This window comes from Serratia plymuthica NBRC 102599, from assembly GCF_001590925.1.
In the GTDB taxonomy this organism is placed as follows: Bacteria; Pseudomonadota; Gammaproteobacteria; order Enterobacterales; family Enterobacteriaceae; genus Serratia; species Serratia plymuthica.
In genome coordinates this window covers 49363-67910 of the sequence record NZ_BCTU01000021.1, presented here as the reverse complement: position 1 = coordinate 67910, position 18548 = coordinate 49363, and the positions used below count along the sequence as shown (strand labels likewise).

General features: G+C 58.7%; 16 protein-coding genes. 10 read left to right on the top strand and 6 right to left on the bottom strand.

Translation table 11 applies throughout. The annotated features are described in order from the left end of the window. Nucleotides 1-27: 27 nt before the first annotated feature. Both SPL01S_RS14795 and zupT read right to left on the bottom strand, forming a co-directional pair. The gene (locus SPL01S_RS14795; protein ID WP_063200873.1) at nucleotides 28-1560 is read right to left on the bottom strand and encodes an alkaline phosphatase; all 1533 of its coding nucleotides are present in this window, start codon (nucleotides 1558-1560) and stop codon (nucleotides 28-30) included. 254 nt (nucleotides 1561-1814) lie between these two features. After that, on the bottom strand, nucleotides 1815-2582 hold the full coding sequence (gene zupT / locus SPL01S_RS14790; protein WP_037431762.1) for a zinc transporter ZupT: 768 nt from the start codon (nucleotides 2580-2582) through the stop codon (nucleotides 1815-1817). Between the two features lie 208 nt (nucleotides 2583-2790). Between zupT and ygiD the strand changes: the two genes are divergently transcribed. Next, on the top strand, nucleotides 2791-3573 hold the full coding sequence (ygiD, locus tag SPL01S_RS14785; protein ID WP_063200871.1) for a 4,5-DOPA-extradiol-dioxygenase: 783 nt from the start codon (nucleotides 2791-2793) through the stop codon (nucleotides 3571-3573). A gap of 57 nt (nucleotides 3574-3630) precedes the next feature. On the opposite strand, the gene SPL01S_RS14780 is transcribed toward ygiD, so the two are convergent. Then, nucleotides 3631-4791 (bottom strand): glutathionylspermidine synthase family protein, encoded by a 1161-nt coding sequence (locus SPL01S_RS14780; protein ID WP_062868785.1) that lies wholly within the window; start codon nucleotides 4789-4791, stop codon nucleotides 3631-3633. A 3-nt stretch (nucleotides 4792-4794) separates the two neighbouring features. Beyond that, nucleotides 4795-5460, bottom strand: coding sequence for a DUF1190 family protein (locus SPL01S_RS14775; protein WP_004948305.1), 666 nt, complete (start codon nucleotides 5458-5460; stop codon nucleotides 4795-4797). Nucleotides 5461-5812: 352 nt separating this feature from the next. Between SPL01S_RS14775 and SPL01S_RS14770 the strand changes: the two genes are divergently transcribed. Genes SPL01S_RS14770 through dhaM form a run of 4 tightly spaced genes read left to right on the top strand, consistent with a single transcriptional unit; the run spans nucleotide 5813 to nucleotide 10126 of the window. Continuing rightward, on the top strand, nucleotides 5813-6919 hold the full coding sequence (locus SPL01S_RS14770) for a glycerol dehydrogenase (protein WP_063200869.1): 1107 nt from the start codon (nucleotides 5813-5815) through the stop codon (nucleotides 6917-6919). A 52-nt stretch (nucleotides 6920-6971) separates the two neighbouring features. Beyond that, complete coding sequence (dhaK, locus tag SPL01S_RS14765) at nucleotides 6972-8042, top strand: dihydroxyacetone kinase subunit DhaK (RefSeq protein WP_041417396.1); 1071 nt, start codon at nucleotides 6972-6974, stop codon at nucleotides 8040-8042. 9 nt (nucleotides 8043-8051) lie between these two features. Next, nucleotides 8052-8684: a dihydroxyacetone kinase subunit DhaL gene (dhaL, locus tag SPL01S_RS14760; RefSeq protein WP_004948299.1), complete on the top strand. Its 633-nt coding sequence runs from the start codon at nucleotides 8052-8054 to the stop codon at nucleotides 8682-8684. Nucleotides 8685-8695: 11 nt separating this feature from the next. Continuing rightward, nucleotides 8696-10126, top strand: a complete 1431-nt coding sequence (dhaM, locus tag SPL01S_RS14755; protein ID WP_063200866.1) for a dihydroxyacetone kinase phosphoryl donor subunit DhaM — start codon at nucleotides 8696-8698, stop codon at nucleotides 10124-10126. 9 nt (nucleotides 10127-10135) lie between these two features. On the opposite strand, the gene dhaR is transcribed toward dhaM, so the two are convergent. Both dhaR and tolC read right to left on the bottom strand, forming a co-directional pair. Next, entirely contained in the window at nucleotides 10136-12085 is a 1950-nt protein-coding gene (gene dhaR, locus SPL01S_RS14750; protein WP_063200862.1) for a dihydroxyacetone kinase operon transcriptional regulator DhaR, read from the bottom strand. Between the two features lie 150 nt (nucleotides 12086-12235). Further along, nucleotides 12236-13738, bottom strand: coding sequence for an outer membrane channel protein TolC (gene tolC, locus SPL01S_RS14745; protein WP_063200859.1), 1503 nt, complete (start codon nucleotides 13736-13738; stop codon nucleotides 12236-12238). Nucleotides 13739-14022: 284 nt separating this feature from the next. On the opposite strand from tolC, the gene nudF reads away from it, so the two are divergent. From nudF to parE, 5 genes are all read left to right on the top strand, one after another. Further along, nucleotides 14023-14658 (top strand): ADP-ribose diphosphatase, encoded by a 636-nt coding sequence (gene nudF / locus SPL01S_RS14740; RefSeq protein WP_062868779.1) that lies wholly within the window; start codon nucleotides 14023-14025, stop codon nucleotides 14656-14658. After that, on the top strand, nucleotides 14655-15080 hold the full coding sequence (locus SPL01S_RS25285) for a DUF1249 family protein (RefSeq protein WP_004948286.1): 426 nt from the start codon (nucleotides 14655-14657) through the stop codon (nucleotides 15078-15080). Before nudF ends, SPL01S_RS25285 begins: the two co-directional genes overlap by 4 nt. Before the next feature lie 27 nt (nucleotides 15081-15107). Then, nucleotides 15108-15935, top strand: coding sequence for a 3',5'-cyclic-AMP phosphodiesterase (gene cpdA, locus SPL01S_RS25280; RefSeq protein ID WP_062868777.1), 828 nt, complete (start codon nucleotides 15108-15110; stop codon nucleotides 15933-15935). Then, on the top strand, nucleotides 15935-16516 hold the full coding sequence (gene yqiA, locus SPL01S_RS14725; RefSeq protein WP_004948280.1) for an esterase YqiA: 582 nt from the start codon (nucleotides 15935-15937) through the stop codon (nucleotides 16514-16516). The genes cpdA and yqiA overlap by 1 nt, the downstream gene beginning before the upstream one ends. A gap of 77 nt (nucleotides 16517-16593) precedes the next feature. Next, the gene (gene parE / locus SPL01S_RS14720) at nucleotides 16594-18489 is read left to right on the top strand and encodes a DNA topoisomerase IV subunit B (protein ID WP_062868773.1); all 1896 of its coding nucleotides are present in this window, start codon (nucleotides 16594-16596) and stop codon (nucleotides 18487-18489) included. The last annotated feature ends 59 nt before the right edge of the window (nucleotides 18490-18548 follow it).

Genomic DNA, 18548 nt, shown 5'->3' with positions numbered 1-18548 from the left:
GGCTTTTTTTATCGGCTTAACAAAGGGCTACAGATTTGACAGACGTTCGCCGATACGGCTAGCGTAATTCATCACATGAAACGTGTAGTTTTCCTCGACCGTGCCCTGGAACAGATGCGACCAAGGGCCGATGGCGTAGATGCCAAGATCCTCACCCCCATGCGTTTCGCTCTTCATCGGCACCAGCGCCGGCTGGATAAAGTCGGGTGCGCTGGTCTGCTCCATGGTGAGTGCCGGGCGCTCCGGCAGCGGAATGACACCGCCGGGGCCGTTGGCGAAGCTGATCGTGGTATAAGGCTTGCCGTCGCTGCCCAGCAGCGGTTTGCCGTTGACGCCAATTGAGATGCCGAGGATTGGATTACCCCGTTTGGCATAGCCGGCAAGGGTGAGCGTATGGCTATGATCGCCGGTCACCACCACCAGCGTCTCGTTCAGGTCAACTTTGCCGATAATGGTTTTTACCGCCTCATTGAGGGCCACCGTATCGGTTAAGGTGCGATAGGCATTGCCGTTATGGCTGCCGTGGTCAATGCGCCCGCCCTCAACCAACAACAGATAGCCCTCGGGGTTCCTGGCCAGAATATCGATGGCCTTGCCGGTCATTTCGGCCAGCGAAGGCTCACCTGCGGCATCTTCCCGCCGATCGTGGTCGAAGTTCATATGCGACGGTTCAAACAGAGCCAACAGATGATCAACCTTCGCGGGGTCGATCCGATCGAACTGCGATTGATTCCACACGTAGCTGCCGCGTTCCCCATAGCGTTTTAGCCAGGCTTGCGTCAGGTCACGACCATCCTTCCTGTTGCCTTTTTTAGCGGCATATTCAGGATCGGTTGCACTCTCCGGCAGGAAGTTGGCGCGCCCGCCGCCCATGGCGACGTTGAGGCCGTTGCCGTATTTCATCTCAACCAACTGGCGAGCAATATCGCTGCAGCCGGCGGCCAGGGCTTCGGCCGGCATTTTTGCATCGGATTCCCAGTCTCGGTTAGCGATATGGGCATAGGTGGCGCCGGGAGTGGCATGGGTGATGGTCGCGGTGGTGACGGCACCGGTGGACATGCCGAGGGAGGCGGCCATCTCCCACAGGGTGGTGACCGTTTTGGTTTTCTGATCCTCGCAGTTGTTAAGGCTCGCCGTATGGTCCAGCCCCATCAGGTCATTGAGGGTTTTGACGCCGGTGGTCATGGCGACTGCGCTGGGGGCGGAGTCGGTTATCTGGGCGTTGGCAGAGTAGGTTTTGGCTGCGGCCAGGTAGGGGAAAGCTTCCCATGCCAACACGTTAGATTCGCCGTCGACGCCGCGTTGTTGCCCTTCGAAAATACGTGCTGCAGTAACGGTTGAAAACCCCATCCCATCGCCAACGACCAGAATGACGTTTTTCGCCCGATGGGTGTTTTTAGGCTGTGCCAGCCTTTGTTGTAGCTGTTCTTGCGCCTGTTTGAAGTAAGGATCTTCGCGCTGTACCAGTTGCGCTTTTTCCTCTGCGCAGACGGTTGCTACCCACCCGGTGCATAAGGTAACGGAAAGAGCCAGGTGGGTTGCCAGTGTGGATCTGAACATGAATTCCTCCTTGTTGTACTTGAGTTCCGTGTTGCCGAGCGCGGAGGGTACGACGTTTTCACCGTAGCGCCGCAACCTGCCGGCGGGGAGCCGGCAGAGAAATTCATTGTATATTTTGAATTAACAAATCATATGCAAATCGCTCACAAATTAGACCTGTGTGGCAGTAATGCTTTGATATTCATATAGGTTATGAATTTATTGGAAGGCATTCGATTTGGCGGGGTTGGGGGCCCCGCCAGTCAGAATCGGCGTTAACCGATGCCGCCGCTTTGCAACAGCGTCAGGCTGAACCCCATGACCGCCATCCCGCATAACACGCCGTAGCTGGGGTTGTTGTGCGGGTCGATCTCTTTGGCCAGCGGCATCAACTCATCTACCGACAGCGCCACCATAATGCCGGCCACTGCTGCCATAATCGACGCCATCACCACCGGCGAGATCATCGGGCCGAGCAGCAGGAACGCCAGCACGCCGCCGAGAATTTCCGCCATGCCGGAAATGCCCGACCACAGCAGCGCTTTGGTTTTTGAGCCGGTGGCGGCATACACCGGTCCGGCAACCGCCAACCCTTCAGGAATATTGTGGATGGCGACCGCCAGCGCAACACCCATCCCCAATTCAAGATCGGCGCTGGCGGTGACGAAGGTAGCGATGCCTTCCGGGAAATTGTGCAGGCTGATGCCGAGCGTCAGCAGCATTGCGGTGCGTTTGAGGTTATAGGGAGTGAGCGGCTTTTGCTGCAAATCCTGTGGATGCTGATGCGGCAGCATGCGGTCCAGCGCAAAATACCCCAAGAGGCCAAGCATGAACATGCCGTAGCCCAGCATCGGCGACATACCCTGGGTGTGCAGCGCCGCAGGCAGCATTTCCATCAATGAAATCAGCAGCATAATCCCGGCGGCAAAGCCGAGGGCAAAGGCCAGCATCCGGTTGGACGGTTTTTGGCCGATGATGCCGAACAGGGCACCGACAAAGGTGGCACCGCCGGCCAGCAGGGTCAGGATCAGGGGTACTGACAGAATAGCCTCCTTGTATGCTGATAATTATTGTTTATTTTCTGATACTAACAGAGTCACAGCTGAAATCGAGCGGGTTTGACGGATGACTGCCATTGTTTAAACCATTCAAATTTATTGAAGATCTTCATCATGGTTATCCGGCTGTGTTGCCGTGGCAAACGGCGTAATCTGGTTAGCAGAACGTAAGATGACTAACCAAGGATTATGTATGAACACCTCTCGTATGCCTGCTCTTTTCCTCGGTCACGGTAGCCCGATGAACGCGCTGGAAGAAAATCGCTACACCCTGGCATGGCGTACGCTGGGTGAAACGTTGCCGCGTCCAAAAGCCATCGTCGCCGTTTCCGCGCACTGGTACACCCGTGGCACCGCGGTGACCGCGATGGAAAAGCCAAAAACCATCCATGATTTTGGCGGTTTCCCGCAGGCGCTGTTTGATACTCGATATCCGGCGCCGGGCTCTCCTGAACTGGCGGCGCAGTTGCAGCAGTTGCTTGCGCCGATTGAGGTCACGGCGGATGTCAGCGAATGGGGGCTGGACCACGGCACCTGGGGAGTCTTGATCAAGATGTACCCCGACGCGGATATCCCGATCGTACAACTCAGTATCGACGGCACCAAACCGGCTGAATACCATTACCAGCTGGGCCGCAAACTGGCGGCGCTGCGTGAGCAGGGGGTGATGATTGTCGCCAGCGGCAACGTGGTGCATAACCTGCGAATGGTGAAATGGCAGGGGGATACCACCCCTTATCCGTGGGCGGAGTCCTTTGACAAGTTCGTGCGCGATAATCTGAATTATCAGGGGGATAATCATCCTCTGGTGAATTTCATGCAGCATCAGGGGGCGGCATTGTCGAATCCGACGCCGGAACATTATCTGCCGCTGCTGTATGTGCTGGGCAGTTGGGATGGCGAAGAAGCGATATCCGTGCCTGTGGACGGCATCGAGATGGGCGCTTTGAGCATGCTGTCGGTGCAGGTCGGTTAAATAAAAAACGCCAGTCTCAGACTGGCGTTTGCATTTCAGGTATCTGGCAAGACTTCGTCAGCCGAGGATGATGTGCGGGTAGAAACGCGACAGATCCTGGGTGATCAGCTCGCGATCTTCACGCAGGCCGATGCCGCAGGGTTGATCGTCCACCAGCCAACTGCCGATCAGCGTATAGCTGCCCTCAAACTGCGGCAATGGGTGGAACTGTTGCACAATCATGCCTTCTTCGCCGTACGGACCGTCAACGCGCGCCACTTCCTGACCGTTCTGCACGATCTGGATATTGGCGCCTTCGCGTGAGAACAGCGGCTTGGTGACGTAGTGATCGAGCTGCGGATGTTCGTCCTGCGCGAAGTAGGCCGGCAGCAGGTTCGGGTGATCCGGGAACATTTCCCACAGCATCGGCAGCAGCGCCTTGTTGGAGATAATGCTTTTCCAGGCCGGCTCCAGCCAGCGCACGCCGGCATCTTCCAGCTTGGTGGAAAACATCTCGCGCAGCATAAACTCCCACGGATAGAGCTTGAACAGATTACCGATAACCTGGTCTTGCAGATCGGTAAACTGCCCCTTCTCGCCGAGACCAATGTCTTCCATAAACAGGAACTCGGTCGGCACGCCGGCTTCCAGTGCGCAGTCCTGCAAGTATTGCACCGTACCGCGATCTTCTTCGCTGTCCTGGCAACAGGCCAAATGCAGCAGACCGAAGCCGTGGTGCGCTTTCAAATCGGCAAAACGCTCAATCAGCTTTTCTTGCAGGCTGTTGTATTGATCGGACTCCGGGCTGAGATTGCCGGCGTTGATCTGGTCTTCCAGCCACAGCCATTGGAAGAAGGCCGCTTCATACAGCGAGGTTGGCGTATCGGCATTGTTCTCCAGTAACTTGGGTGGATTGACGCCGTCGTAGGCCAGATCGAGGCGCGAATACAGCGAAGGTTGGCTGGTGCGCCACGAGCTGCGAACGAAATCCCAGGTGTGCTTCGGGATCTGGAATTTGGCCATCAGCGCATCGCTGCCGACCACTTTCTCTACCACTTGCAGGCACATCTGATGCAGCTCGGCGGTGGCGCTTTCAATCTCTTCGATTTGCGCCAGCGTAAACTGGTAATAGGCATCCTCACACCAGTACGGCTCGCCATACATGGTATGGAATTTGAAGCCGAACTCGGTCGCTTTTTCGCGCCAGTTCGGGCGCTCGGTAATCGCAACGCGTTTCATGCCTTAACCGCCCATGCTGCGTGAGCTGCCGGAGGTCGCGCTGCTGCGCTGCATGCTGGTCTGCTTGGCCACGGATTCGCCAAAGCCACCGCGGGTAACGGTGTTGGTGACCGCCGGTTTTGGCGCCATCGCGGTTTTCGGCACCGTCATGGTGCGGCCGCCTGCGGTGGCCGGGCCGTAGCTCTTGCCGGTGGCGTCAACGAACTTGCCGTTGGCCGGGCTGGCGGCGTTTTTGGAGGTGAACAGCGGCTGTTGGGCAAAGCCGGAGCCGCCCATCATGCGGCCCATCATGTAACCTGCCATCAGTGGCATCCAGAAGCTGCCGCTGCTTTGCGATTCAGCCGCCATGCCGGCCTGCGCCGGAGCGGGGGCCTGAGTACACTGCGCTTCACCGAACTCGGCGACGCAGTCTTCACGGGTGGCGTATTTAGGCGCGGTTTTTTCGGCTTCTTTCAGGGCGTTGTTATAGGCAGTGGTGCACTGCTCGCTCATGGAAGGGTTAGTGCGCGAACACTCGTCGGCATTTTGATACATCGAGACCGTTTCATCCGCTTTTTCACAGCCGGCCAGCATAAAGACTCCGCTGATTGCCAAGGCTACGGGCGCAACGCGATAGGTGCGCCAGGATTTGCGGAACGTCTCTTGGTTGATGTTTTTTGTCCGTTTCATCGTTATTAATCCCATCAGTCGGGCTGTTTTCGCCCTTTCCCAGTAGTGGCGGTAAGAATAGGGGAAAGATGGTCAAAATTAAAGCTGAAACGCCCGTAGAATCCACTCTTTACGCAGTTATACGTTAGGCTGTGCGCCAGCTCGCTTTACCGGCTGGAAAAGCGGCGGCAGAGTTTCATTATGAAACGGCGTGGAGGTTGTTATGTTCCATAATGGAACAAAAACGCGGTCTGTCGCAAAGCTCTCCGTTAGCCCTATAGTCAGTGCATAACAACGCGACGGCACAGACCGGACGCATCATCACCTGATATCTGAACGTTACCATCGTCAATTTCCCTACAAGGATCCGGTTATGTTGAGAATCATCCAGTCTCCAGGCAAGTACATTCAGGGCGCCAATGCACTGGTCGCCGTGGGCCAATACGCGAAAGCGCTTGCCGACCATTATTTCGTGATTGCCGACGACTTCGTCATGAAGCTGGCGGGCGATACCCTGATGGGCAGCCTGCAACAGCACGGAGTGAAACATCACGCCTGCCTGTTCAACGGCGAATGCTGCCATAAGGAAATCGACCGGTTGGGGCGCGAACTGAAGGCCCATGGCTGTCGCGGCGTGATTGGCGTCGGCGGCGGCAAAACCCTCGATACCGCCAAAGCCATCGCGCACTACCAGCAATTGCCGGTGGTGTTAATCCCCACCATTGCTTCCACCGATGCGCCGACCAGCGCGCTGTCAGTGATCTACACCGAACAGGGCGAATTTGCCGAGTACCTGATCTACCCGCGCAACCCGGACATGGTGGTGATGGACAGCGCGATTATCGCCAAGGCGCCGGTGCGCCTGTTGGTCGCGGGAATGGGCGATGCGCTTTCCACCTATTTTGAGGCACAGGCCTGTTTCGACGCTCAGGCAACCAGCATGGCGGGCGGCAAATCGACGCTGGCGGCGCTCAGCCTGGCGCGACTGTGCTATGAGACGCTGCTGGCAGAAGGCGTCAAAGCCAAACTGGCGGTTGAGGCCGGCGTGGTGACGGAAGCGGTCGAGCGCATTATCGAGGCCAATACCTATCTGAGCGGCATTGGTTTTGAAAGCAGCGGGCTGGCGGCGGCGCATGCTATTCACAACGGTTTCACCGTGCTGGAAGAGTGTCATCACCTGTATCACGGCGAGAAAGTGGCTTTCGGCACGCTATCGCAACTGGTACTGCAAAACAGCAGCATGGCGCAGATCGAAACGGTGCTGGATTTCTGCCACCGCATCGGCCTGCCTGTCACGCTGGCCGAGATGGGCGTTAGCGGCGATGCGGCAGAGAAAATCATGGCGGTTGCCGAAGCCAGCTGCGCCGCCGGCGAAACCATCCACAACATGCCGTTCAAGGTGACGCCGGCCAGCGTGCAGGCCGCAATCTTGACGGCAGACCGGCTGGGCAGCGCCTGGCTGCAACAACACCAACGCTGATACCGCAGGGGCGCAGCAGGCTGCGCCCCATTGGCTAAACGAGGAAATGACCGTGAAAAAACTGATCAATAAGGTTGAGTCGGTACTGGAAGAGCAACTGCTGGGGTTGGCGGAAGCGCACCCCGAACTGCTGGTGCATCAGGAGCCGGTGTTCGTGACCCGCGCCGACGCGCCGGTAGCGGGCAAGGTGGCTATCCTGTCCGGCGGCGGCAGCGGCCACGAGCCTATGCACTGTGGCTTTGTCGGCGAAGGCATGCTCGACGGCGCCTGCCCCGGCGAGATTTTTACCTCGCCGACGCCGGATAAAATGTACGAGTGCGGCCAGGCAATCGACGGTGGGGCCGGGGTCTTGTTGCTGATCAAAAACTACACCGGCGACGTGTTGAACTTCGAAACTGCCACCGAACTGCTGCATGACAGCGGCACCCAGGTGGCGACGGTGCTGGTGGACGATGACGTGGCGGTCAAAGACAGCCTGTTCACCGCCGGCCGGCGTGGGGTAGCGAATACCGTACTGATGGAAAAACTGCTTGGTGCAGCGACGGCGCGTGGCGACGATCTGGACACCGTGGTGACGCTGGGCCATAGGATCAACAATCAAGGGCATTCGATTGGCATCGCGCTGGGCGCCTGTACCGTGCCCGCAGCCGGCAAACCTTCGTTTGTATTGGCGGAAAACGAGATGGAGTTCGGCGTCGGTATTCACGGCGAGCCGGGCATTGCGCGGCGTCCGTTCACCGGCCTCAACGCGGCGGTGGATGACATGTTCCATACCCTGATCGAACATGGGCATTACCAGCGCACCATTCGTGCCTGGGATCGCCGGCAGGGTGAATGGCGCGATGAAGTGCAGACCAAGCAGCCGCTGACGCGCGGTGACCGGGTGATTGTGCTGGTGAACAATCTGGGTGCGACGCCGCTTTCCGAGCTGTACGGCGTTTATCACCGGCTGGCGGAGCGTTGCGCCGAGGCGGGCATGATCGTTGAACGCAGTCTGGTGGGTTCCTATTGCACCTCGCTGGACATGCAGGGGGTATCGATCACCTTGCTGAAGGTGGATGACGAGCTGTTGGCATTGTGGGATGCGCCGGTGAAAACCCCTGCGCTGCGTTGGGGTTGCTGAGGAGGATTTATGGCATTAACGAAACAACAGGTCGTGGACTGGCTGATGCGTTGCGGTGAGGTGTTTACCCAGCAACGTGACTTTTTGACCCGGCTGGATACCGAAATCGGCGATGCCGACCACGGTCTGAACATGAACCGCGGCTTCAACAAGGTGGTGGAGAAGCTGCCGTCGGTGGCGGATAAAGACATCGGTTTTATCCTTAAAAACACCGGTATGACGCTGCTGTCGAGCGTTGGCGGAGCCAGCGGCCCGCTGTTCGGCACTTTCTTTATTCGCGCGGCACAGGCGGCCAATGCCAAGCAGAGTCTGGATCTGGCGGAGCTGCATCAGTTGATGCAAGAGGGCGTAGAGGGCGTGGTGATGCGTGGCAAGGCGGAGCCGGGCGACAAAACCATGTGCGACGTCTGGTGGCCGGTGGTGGAAAGCCTCGGCCAGTCGGCGCAGCAGCAGTTGAGCATGGCGGAGGCCTTGCAGCGCGCCAGTGAGCGGGCGGAACAGGCGGTGGAGGGCACCATTACTCTGCAAGCGCGTAAAGGGCGGGCCAGCTACCTGGGTGAGCGCAGCATCGGTCATCAGGATCCGGGCGCCACCTCGGTGATGCTGATGATAAAAACGCTGGCCGAGGTCGCCGGCCACTAGCAGGAGGCGAGATGATCAATATCGTTGTAGTTTCCCACAGCGCGCAGCTGGCGCGCGGGGTTGAAGAGCTGGCGCGGCAGATGATGCGTGGCGACGGCTGCAAACTGGTGCTGGCGGCGGGCGTCGATGACGCCGAGCATCCGATAGGCACCGATGCGATCAAAGTCATGGAGGCCATTGAGTCGGTGGCGGACGGTGCGGGCATCCTGGTGCTGATGGATTTGGGCAGTGCGTTGCTGAGTGCCGAAACGGCGCTCGACCTGCTGGATCCGCAGTTGGCCGCCAAAGTGCGGCTGTGTTCGGCACCGCTGGTGGAAGGGACGCTGGCCGCAGTGGTCGCCGCCAATTCCGGCGCCGGGCTGGAACAGGTTCTGGCGGAAGCGCAGGGCGCTCTGCTGGCCAAACAGGTGCAGTTGGGGGAAGCCGCGCCTGCGGTAAAAAGCGTTGAATTGCCGCTGACCCACGGCAAGAGCGTCAGTTGGACGGTGCAGAACCCGCATGGGTTGCACGCCCGCCCGGCGGCGCGGCTGGCGGAAACGCTGGCGCCCTTCGACACCGAGCTGGTGTTGGAAAAACAGGGGCAATGCGCCAATCCGCGTAGCCTGAATCAACTGGCGTTGCTGCAGGTGCGGCACGGCGACACCGTTCGGTTGATTGCCGACGGCCCACAGGCTGAGCAGGCGCTGGCGGCGTTCAGGACACTGGCGGAACAGCACTTTGGTGAAACGGTATCAGAGCAGCAACTGCCCTCGCTGCACGGCATCCCGGTGGCGGAAAGCGTAACCAGCGGCCCGGTATTGCAGGCACTTAGCTTCTGGCCGACGGTGACCGAGCGCCCGATTGGCGCGGACGACGTGCTGACCGAACAGCAGCGGCTGCGTGAGGCGCTGCAACATACCCTGGGCGATCTTGGTCGGCTGGCGGAGCGTACCGGCACGCTGATTGGCAAACCGCAGGCGGCGATTTTCGGCGCGCACAGCATGCTGCTGGACGATCCGGATCTGCAACAGGCGGCCTATACGCGCATTGCTCAGCAACAATGCAGTGCCGAGCAGGCCTGGCGGCAGGAAATGGAAGTGATCATCGAGGATTATCGCGCGTTGGACGATGAGTACATGCGGGCGCGCGAACTGGACGTGCGGGACATGCTGCGCCGTACACTGAGCCATTTGCAACAGCAGCCGTTGCTGCCGATTACGCTGACTGCGCCCTCGATACTGGTGATGGATGAACTGATGCCTTCCGACGTGGTGATGCTCGATCGTCGCCTGGTGCTCGGCATCTGTCTGAGCGGCGGCAATGCGCTGTCGCACAGCGCGATCCTGGCGAAAGCGATGGGCATCCCGATGGTGGTCGGCATGAACGACTGTATGAGCAAGACCCGCAGCGGCCAGAAAGCGATGCTGGACGCGGCGCGCGGGGTATTGCAGCTCAGCCATTGAGTGCGGGTATCAGGCGCGTAGCTTAAACTGCCGGATATCAATTTGATATTGTTTGATTTTTCTCCACAGCGTGGTGCGGCCGATGCCCAACAGCTGCGCCATTTCGTTGAGTTGCCCGCGGCTGACGTTGGCCGCGCGAATGATCGCCTGGCGTTCCATTTCCGCCAGCGTCAGCAGCGGCATACCCGGCTGCGGTTCGCTTTCCAGCAGCGGCTGGTGGCTGAGCAAGTGTTCGGGCAAGTCCGCCAACTGGAGATGGTGGCCGTGGCAAATCATCGCCGTGCGTTCCACCACGCCTTTCAGCTCCAGATCGTTGCCGGGCCACAGATACAGGCCAAGCTGGGCCATGACTTCATCATCGACCCGGAACCGACACTGGAAATGCTGTTCCAGCGCACGCAGGTGGTGCTTTACCAACAGCGGAATGTCGCTCAGCCGCTGGCGCAGCGCCGGGATCTGGATCTCGAACGCTTGCAGGCTGTAAAACAGCTGGCGGCGGAAGCGGTTCTGCTGCACCAACAGCGGCAGATTGGCGGCGCTGCCGGCGATCACCCGCACATCGACCGGGATCACCCGGTTGGAATTAAGCCGCATCACCACGCCGGTTTTCAGCACCTGCAGCAGTGCCGACTGCATTTCCGCCGGTAAATACTCAATCTGCTCCAGGTACAAGGTGCCGCCGTTGGCCAGTTCAAACTTGCTGAGCTGGCCCGCTTCCTCCTCGCTGGCGTCGCTACCCAGCAGTTCGCGCAGCCCCTGCGCTTCCGGCAGCAACTGGCAGTTGAGCGCGATATACGGCCCGGCGGCGCGTTCGCTGGCGTTGTGGATCGCCTGGCTGAGCAACTCCTTGCCGACCCCTTCTTCGCCGCACAGCAGGATCGGATGCTGGCCCTTCGCCGCCTGCTGGCCATAGCGGATCAGTCGGCGCATCTCCAGAGAGGCGGAAGGCATCTGTTCAAAGCTGTGGCTGACGCGGCCCAGCTGGCTGCTGACGTACTGGTGCAGCCGTTCAATCGGGTGCAGCAGGGCGATAAAACTGCAGCGCTCGCCGTCGAAGATCGGTTTTAGGGTCAGCAGCGCGGCGATAAACTGCCGCTGGCTTTCGAAGGTGACCTCAACGTGCTGCAGCGGCTGGCGCTGGGCGATGGCCCGGTTGAGCAGGGCGGGCAGCGTCAGCAACTGCGTCAGGGGTTTGCCCTGGCTTTGCTGTTCGTCCAGCTTCAGCAGGGTGGCGGCCCGCTGGTTGATGTATTGCAGGTAGCCGCGATGGTCCCAGGCCATCACGCCGTCATCCACCCCGTCAAGCAAACCGTAAAGCTGGTTCAGGTGACGGTTGGACTCCGCCAGCAGGCCATCGGCGTTCAGCGAGTTGCCTATCTCGCGTGCTATCGCCAGCGTCAGTGACAGATCGCCGGCGGCGGAGTCAGCCAGCAGGCAACCTAGCGCAATCGAGCCGCGCTGGCGGCCGCTGTTGTCATAAACCGGCGTGGCGCAGAATGACCAGTCATGCAGTGCCTGGCGTACATGCTCGCTGCTGCTTACCTGTATCGGGTGGCCTTCTGCCGCCGCCAGCGAAGGCGCGTTGGTGCCAATGTCACCCTCGGCCCAATAGGCGCCGGGGGTAAACCCCAATTGCTGCAGGCGTTCACGCGTCAGGGCGTCACCGCACAGCCATAGCATGCAGCCGCTTTCGTCGAGGATCATCAGCAGGCAGCGGCGGGACTCCATATATTCGCAGGCGTCTTCCAGCGCCGCCTGGCCAAGCGTCAGCAGATCGTTTTTACGCTGGCAGATAGAGTTGAAGGTGGCGCCGAGCGCACAGTGCGGCGCTTTCCACACGGCGGGTTGCATCAGGCTGCGGCAGCGCAGCCAGGAAGCATAGATTGCCGGTGCAGGGCGCTGTGCGGGCGGCAATGCGCCATCGGCCATCAACTGTTGCCAGCTTGAGGTGTTCTCCATGGGATCCCATCCGGACTGAGATAAGGCAGTGGCGCCGATGATACCACCGCAGGGCGGGGTGCTGGCTGTGAGGCGGCGGGCAGAACCGGCGTTGCGGCAAAAAAAACGGGGCTCGGCAGATGCCGGGCCCCGTGTTCAGCAGTGCGCGAATCAGTTGCGGAATGGGTTACCGCTGTTGCTGCGCGCCGGCTGGGTGGTGGTGATCGCCGGCGCAGATGCGCGGGTAGCGACCGGTGCCGGTGCAGCCGTTTGCGGCGCAGGGGCATTGCCGTTATAACCTTCCGCGTAAGCGTCTTGCGCGGTGGTCGGCGGTGCTACCACATCCTGCGAGGTAGAAATCGGTTTGCCCAACGCGCCGTTCAGTAACAGCAGGTCATTTTCATTCAGCGTGCCGAGTGCGGACTTGATGTTCAACTGGTTGATCAGATAGGTATAACGCGCGCTGGAGAGCTGCTGCTTGGCGTTATACAGCGTGGTGGTGGCATCCAGCACGTCAACGATGGTACGGGTACCCACCTGATAGCCGGCTTCCATTGCATCCAATGAACTCTGGGCAGAGATCACGGCCTGTTTGTAGGCATTGATGCTGCTGATCGAAGCGTTCACGTTGTTGAATGACGAACGCACGGTCTGCACTACGCTGCGGTGCGCGCTTTCCAGTTGCTCACTGGCGCCGACGAAGTTGTACTGCGCCTGTTGTACCTGTGAATTGGTCTGGCCGCCGCTGTACAGCGGGAGATTGAAGCTCAGCCCTACTTTGTTCTCGCCGGCATCGTTGTCTTGAGAAAGATTATTTGAACCGCTGTATCTGTTGTTGGACACGGCGGTTGAAGCGTTGAAATCAACGGTCGGCATATAGCCGGTTTGCGCTGATTTGATTTGCTCGCGCGCCAGATCCTGGCTCAGACGGGCGGAAAGCAGGCTCAGGTTGCGCGCTTCGGCTTCTTTCAGCAGGTTATTTACCGCTTCCGGGCGTTTGGTGTTGAAACTGTCGGTATTCAACGAGGCCAGTTCCGGGTAGAAGGTGCCGGTTACCTGGCGCAGTTTTTCCAGCGCGTTATCCAGAGTGTTGCGGGCGGTCACTTCGGACGCCAGCACGGTATCGTAGTTAGAACGGGCGTTTTGCACGTCGGTGATCGCCACCAGACCCACGTTAAAGCGTTGGGTGGTTTGATCCAGGGTGCGGTAAACCGCCTGTTTTTGCGCCTGAGTATAGGACAGCGAGTCGATGGCGCTCAGCACGTTGAAATAGGCGGTGGCGGTGTCGAGGATCAGCTGTTGCGACGAGGTCTGGAAGGTCACGTCGGAAATACCGGCGGTTTTTTCCTGCAGCGTCAACGCGCGCCATTTCGACATGTCGAAAATGGTTTGGGTCAGCGCTAATGAGCCACTGGTGGTGTTGCTGTTCATGTCGCGGCTGTCACGATAACCATAACTGCGGTTATATCCTGCGCTCAAACCCAACTGCGGCAGCAGCGGGCTGCGCGCTTCGTTGATTTTTTCGAATGCGGCGTCACGGTCAGCGGCAGTCTTGCGCAGATCCGGATTACTTTCCCTGGCCTGTTTGTAAACCTGCAGCAGGTTCTCTGCCTGGCTCATTGCACTGAAGCCGCCTAGGCTCAGTCCGATAAGAAGGGGGAGCAGTTTCTTCATTTGCATTCCTTGTTGTGCAGCAATATTGCTATGTTAGCGCTGACGATAGACGAAATAGTTGCCGATTCTAGCAGAGTCTGTTGTTCGCATAAGGTGGCTGAATGTGCCATCTCGCGTATCTTTTGCCTTTCAGACTGCCGTGTTTACTTTAGTTCAACTGGCCGAGCACGTTACACCTGATATCATGGTTCACAATCTAGCATAAAGCTGCGGAAGATTACCCCGCCGTTTCTGTCATCAAAACTGTTTATTTTATCGGCATACTCACGCAGGAGAATTCGCTTATGAACCACTCACAGCCGTCGCCCGTTACTCTCGATAAAAATGATGTAGAAATTATTGCACGTGAGACGCTTTACCGTGGTTTTTTTTCACTCAATCTCTATCGGTTCCGCCATCGTTTGTTCAACGGCGACATGAGCCCAGAGGTGAAGCGCGAGATTTTCGAACGCGGTCACGCGGCGGTGCTGCTGCCCTATGACCCGGTGCGTGACGAGGTGGTGCTGATTGAACAACTGCGGATCGCCGCGATCGATACCAGTAGCTCCCCCTGGCTACTGGAAATGGTGGCGGGTATGATCGAAACCGGCGAGAACGTCGAAGACGTATGCCGCCGTGAAGCGCAGGAAGAGGCCGGCGTCGAGGTCGGGCGCTGCAAACCGGTGCTGAGCTACCTGGCAAGCCCCGGCGGCACCAGCGAACGGTTGTCAATCATGGTGGGCGAGGTGGACGCGACCACTGCCGAAGGCATCCATGGATTGGAAGAAGAGCATGAAGATATCCGTGTCCACGTCGTCAGCCGCGAACAGGCTTACCGTTGGGTTGAAGAAGGCGCGATTGATAACGCCGCATCTGTGATTGCATTGCAGTGGCTGGCGTTGCACCATGAATCGTTAAGAAAAGAGTGGGCCAACCAATGAAACAGCGCTATACCCCTGATTTCCCGGAAATGATGAGATTGTGTGAAACCAACTTCGCGCAATTGCGTCGCTTGCTGCCGCGCAACGATGAAGTGGGCGAAACGGTGACTTATCAGGTGAACGGCGCCAGCTATCGTCTGACTATTGTTGAATCCACGCGCTACACCTCGTTGGTGCAGATAGAGCAGACCGCGCCGGCGGTCAGCTATTGGAGCCTGCCCGCCATGACGGTTCGGCTGTATCATGACGCGATGGTTGCGGAAGTGTGTTCCAGTCAGCAGATCTACCGCTTTAAAGCGCGTTATGATTATCCCAATAAAAAGTTGCATCAACGCGACGAAAAGCATCAAATTAACCAGTTTCTTGCTGATTGGTTGCGCTACTGTTTGGCGCATGGAGCAATGGCGGTTCCGGTTTGTTAGGTAGACTGAAATAACAAAGGACACCATTTGGAAAGCCTGTTTAAACTGACCGTGGCAAGTGGGGCCAGGGTCAGGATTCTGCAAATAACAGATACCCACCTTTTTGCCGGCGAAAACGAGACCTTGCTCGGCATCAATACCTATCGCAGCTACCACGCGGTGCTGGACGCCATTATGGCGCAGCAGCGCGATTTTGATCTGGTCGTCGCCACCGGCGACTTGGCTCAGGATCATTCGCTGGCTGCTTACCGGCACTTTGCCGAAGGTATTGCGCGGTTGCCTGCGCCTTGTGTCTGGCTGCCGGGCAACCATGATTTTCAGCCGGCGATGGTCGATGCGCTGGCCGCCGCTGGCATTGCCCCGTCAAAGCATGTGCTGTTGGGCGAGAACTGGCAGGTGTTGCTGCTGGACAGCCAGGTGTTTGGCGTGCCGCACGGTGAGCTGAGCGACTACCAGCTCGAGTGGATGGAGCGCTGCCTGCAGGCCCATCCCGAGCGTTATACGTTACTGTTGCTGCACCATCACCCGTTGCCTTCCGGTTGCACCTGGCTCGATCAGCACAGCTTGCGCAACCCGCACATGCTGGGCGCGGTGCTGCTGCGCTACCCGAACGTAAACACCGTGGTGTGCGGGCATATTCACCAGGATCTGGATCTGGAATGGCAGGGCCGCCGTTTGCTGGCATCGCCTTCCACCTGCGTGCAATTCAAGCCGCACTGCACCAATTTTACCATCGACGACGTTTCGCCCGGCTGGCGCTATCTCGATCTGCTGCCGGACGGTCGCGTCGAGACCCAGGTTTTCCGCTTGGAAAACGATGATTTTCGCCCCGACATGGATTCGGAAGGGTACTGATGTCGACGCTACTTTATTTGCACGGTTTTAACAGTTCGCCGCTCTCGGCCAAGGCAACCTCTTTCAAGGCGTGGCTGGCTGAGAACCACCCGGACATCGAGATGCTGGTGCCGCAATTGCCGGTTTTCCCGGCCGATGCCGCCGAGATGCTTGAGAATATGGTGATGGAGCGCGCCGGGCAGACGCTGGGCGTAGTGGGTTCCTCGCTGGGCGGGTACTACGCCACCTGGCTTTCGCAGTGTTTTTCACTGCCGGCGGTAGTGGTTAACCCCGCTGTGAAGCCGTTTGAGCTGTTGATTGACTACCTTGGCAAAAACGAGAACCCCTACACCGGTCAACAATATGTGTTAGAGTCACGTCACGTTTACGATCTGAAAACGATGCAGATCGATCCCTTGGAGTCACCGGATTTAATCTGGTTGCTGCAACAAACGGGCGATGAAATTCTCGATTATGGGCAGGCGGTGGCCTATTACACTGCGTGCCGGCAAACGGTGGAGTCGGGTGGAAACCACGCCTTCGTCGGTTTCGAGCACTACTTCCCCCAGATTGTGGATTTTTTAGGGCTAAACGCTGTGTGAATAAGCGAGTTATATCCTGCGGCTTGAAAGACGACGGGTATAGGCACCTTCCTTCTAACCACGAAAAAAATTCAACGATGACTCAATCCACCTATAACGCTGATGCCATTGAAGTCCTCAGCGGTCTGGAACCAGTGCGCCGTCGTCCCGGCATGTATACCGACACGACGCGCCCAAATCACCTCGGCCAAGAGGTGATCGATAACAGCGTCGATGAAGCCCTGGCAGGCCATGCCAAGCGCATCGACGTGATTCTGCACGCCGATCAGTCACTGGAAGTGATCGACGACGGCCGCGGTATGCCGGTGGATATCCACCCTGAAGAAGGCGTCCCGGCGGTTGAGTTGATCATGTGTCGTCTGCACGCGGGCGGTAAATTCTCTAATAAGAACTACCAGTTCTCCGGTGGCCTGCACGGCGTGGGGATTTCGGTGGTTAACGCCCTGTCGACGCGGGTGGAAGTCAACGTTAAGCGTGACGGCAACGTCTACAGCATCGCCTTCGAAAACGGCGACAAGGTGCAAGAACTGGCGGTGACCGGCAGCTGCGGCAAACGCAATACCGGCACCAGCATCCACTTCTGGCCTGACGAAAAGTTCTTCGACAGCCCGCGCTTCTCGGTTTCGCGCCTGAGCCACCTGCTGAAAGCCAAAGCGGTACTGTGCCCCGGCGTTGAAATTTACTTTATCGACAAGCTGAACAACACCGAGCAGCGCTGGTGCTATCAGGACGGTCTGACCGATTACCTGATGGAAGCGGTCAACGGCCTGATCACCCTGCCGGAAGCGCCGTTTATCGGCAACTTCGCCGGCGATACCGAAGCGGTGGATTGGGCACTGTTGTGGCTGCCTGAAGGCGGCGAGCTGTTGACGGAAAGCTACGTTAACCTGATCCCGACCATGCAGGGCGGCACCCACGTTAACGGCCTGCGTCAGGGGCTGCTGGACGCCATGCGCGAATTCTGCGAGTTCCGTAATATCCTGCCGCGCGGCGTGAAGCTGTCCGCCGAAGACATCTGGGACCGCTGCGCCTACGTGCTGTCGGTGAAGATGCAGGATCCGCAGTTCGCCGGGCAGACGAAAGAACGCCTGTCGTCGCGCCAGTGCGCGGCCTTCGTTTCCGGCGTGGTGAAAGACGCCTTCAGCCTGTGGCTGAACCAGAACGTACAGGCGGCGGAACAGCTGGCCGAGCTGGCTATTTCCAGCGCCCAGCGCCGTCTGCGCGCCGCCAAGAAAGTGGTGCGCAAGAAGCTGACCAGCGGCCCGGCTCTGCCGGGTAAACTGGCGGACTGTACGTCGCAGGATCTGAACATGACCGAACTGTTCCTGGTGGAAGGGGACTCGGCGGGCGGTTCAGCCAAGCAGGCTCGCGATCGCGAGTATCAGGCCATCATGCCGCTGAAGGGCAAGATCCTGAATACCTGGGAAGTGTCCTCGGACGAAGTGCTGGCCTCGCAGGAGGTGCATGACATTTCCGTGGCGATCGGCATCGATCCGGACAGCGAAGATCTCAGCCAATTGCGTTACGGCAAAATCTGTATCCTGGCGGATGCGGACTCCGACGGCTTGCACATCGCCACGCTGCTGTGCGCGCTGTTCGTGCGCCATTTCAGTTCGCTGGTGAAGGGCGGCCACGTGTATGTGGCAATGCCGCCGCTGTATCGCATCGACCTCGGTAAAGAGGTGTTCTACGCGCTGGATGAAGAAGAGAAAGCCGGCGTGCTGGAACAGTTGAAGCGCAAAAAGGGCAAACCGAACGTTCAGCGCTTTAAAGGGCTGGGCGAGATGAACCCGCTGCAACTGCGTGAAACCACTCTGGATCCGAACACTCGTCGTCTGGTACAGCTGACGGTGAACGATGACGATGTGGCCCAGACGCTGGCGATGATGGACATGCTGCTGGCCAAGAAACGTTCTGAAGATCGCCGTAACTGGCTGCAGGACAAAGGCGATATGGCCGATCTTTCCGTCTGAGTCTGATCTCTTGTCAGGCCCGGCTTCTGCGCCGGGCCTTCTTCCCGCAGGGGCGCGGC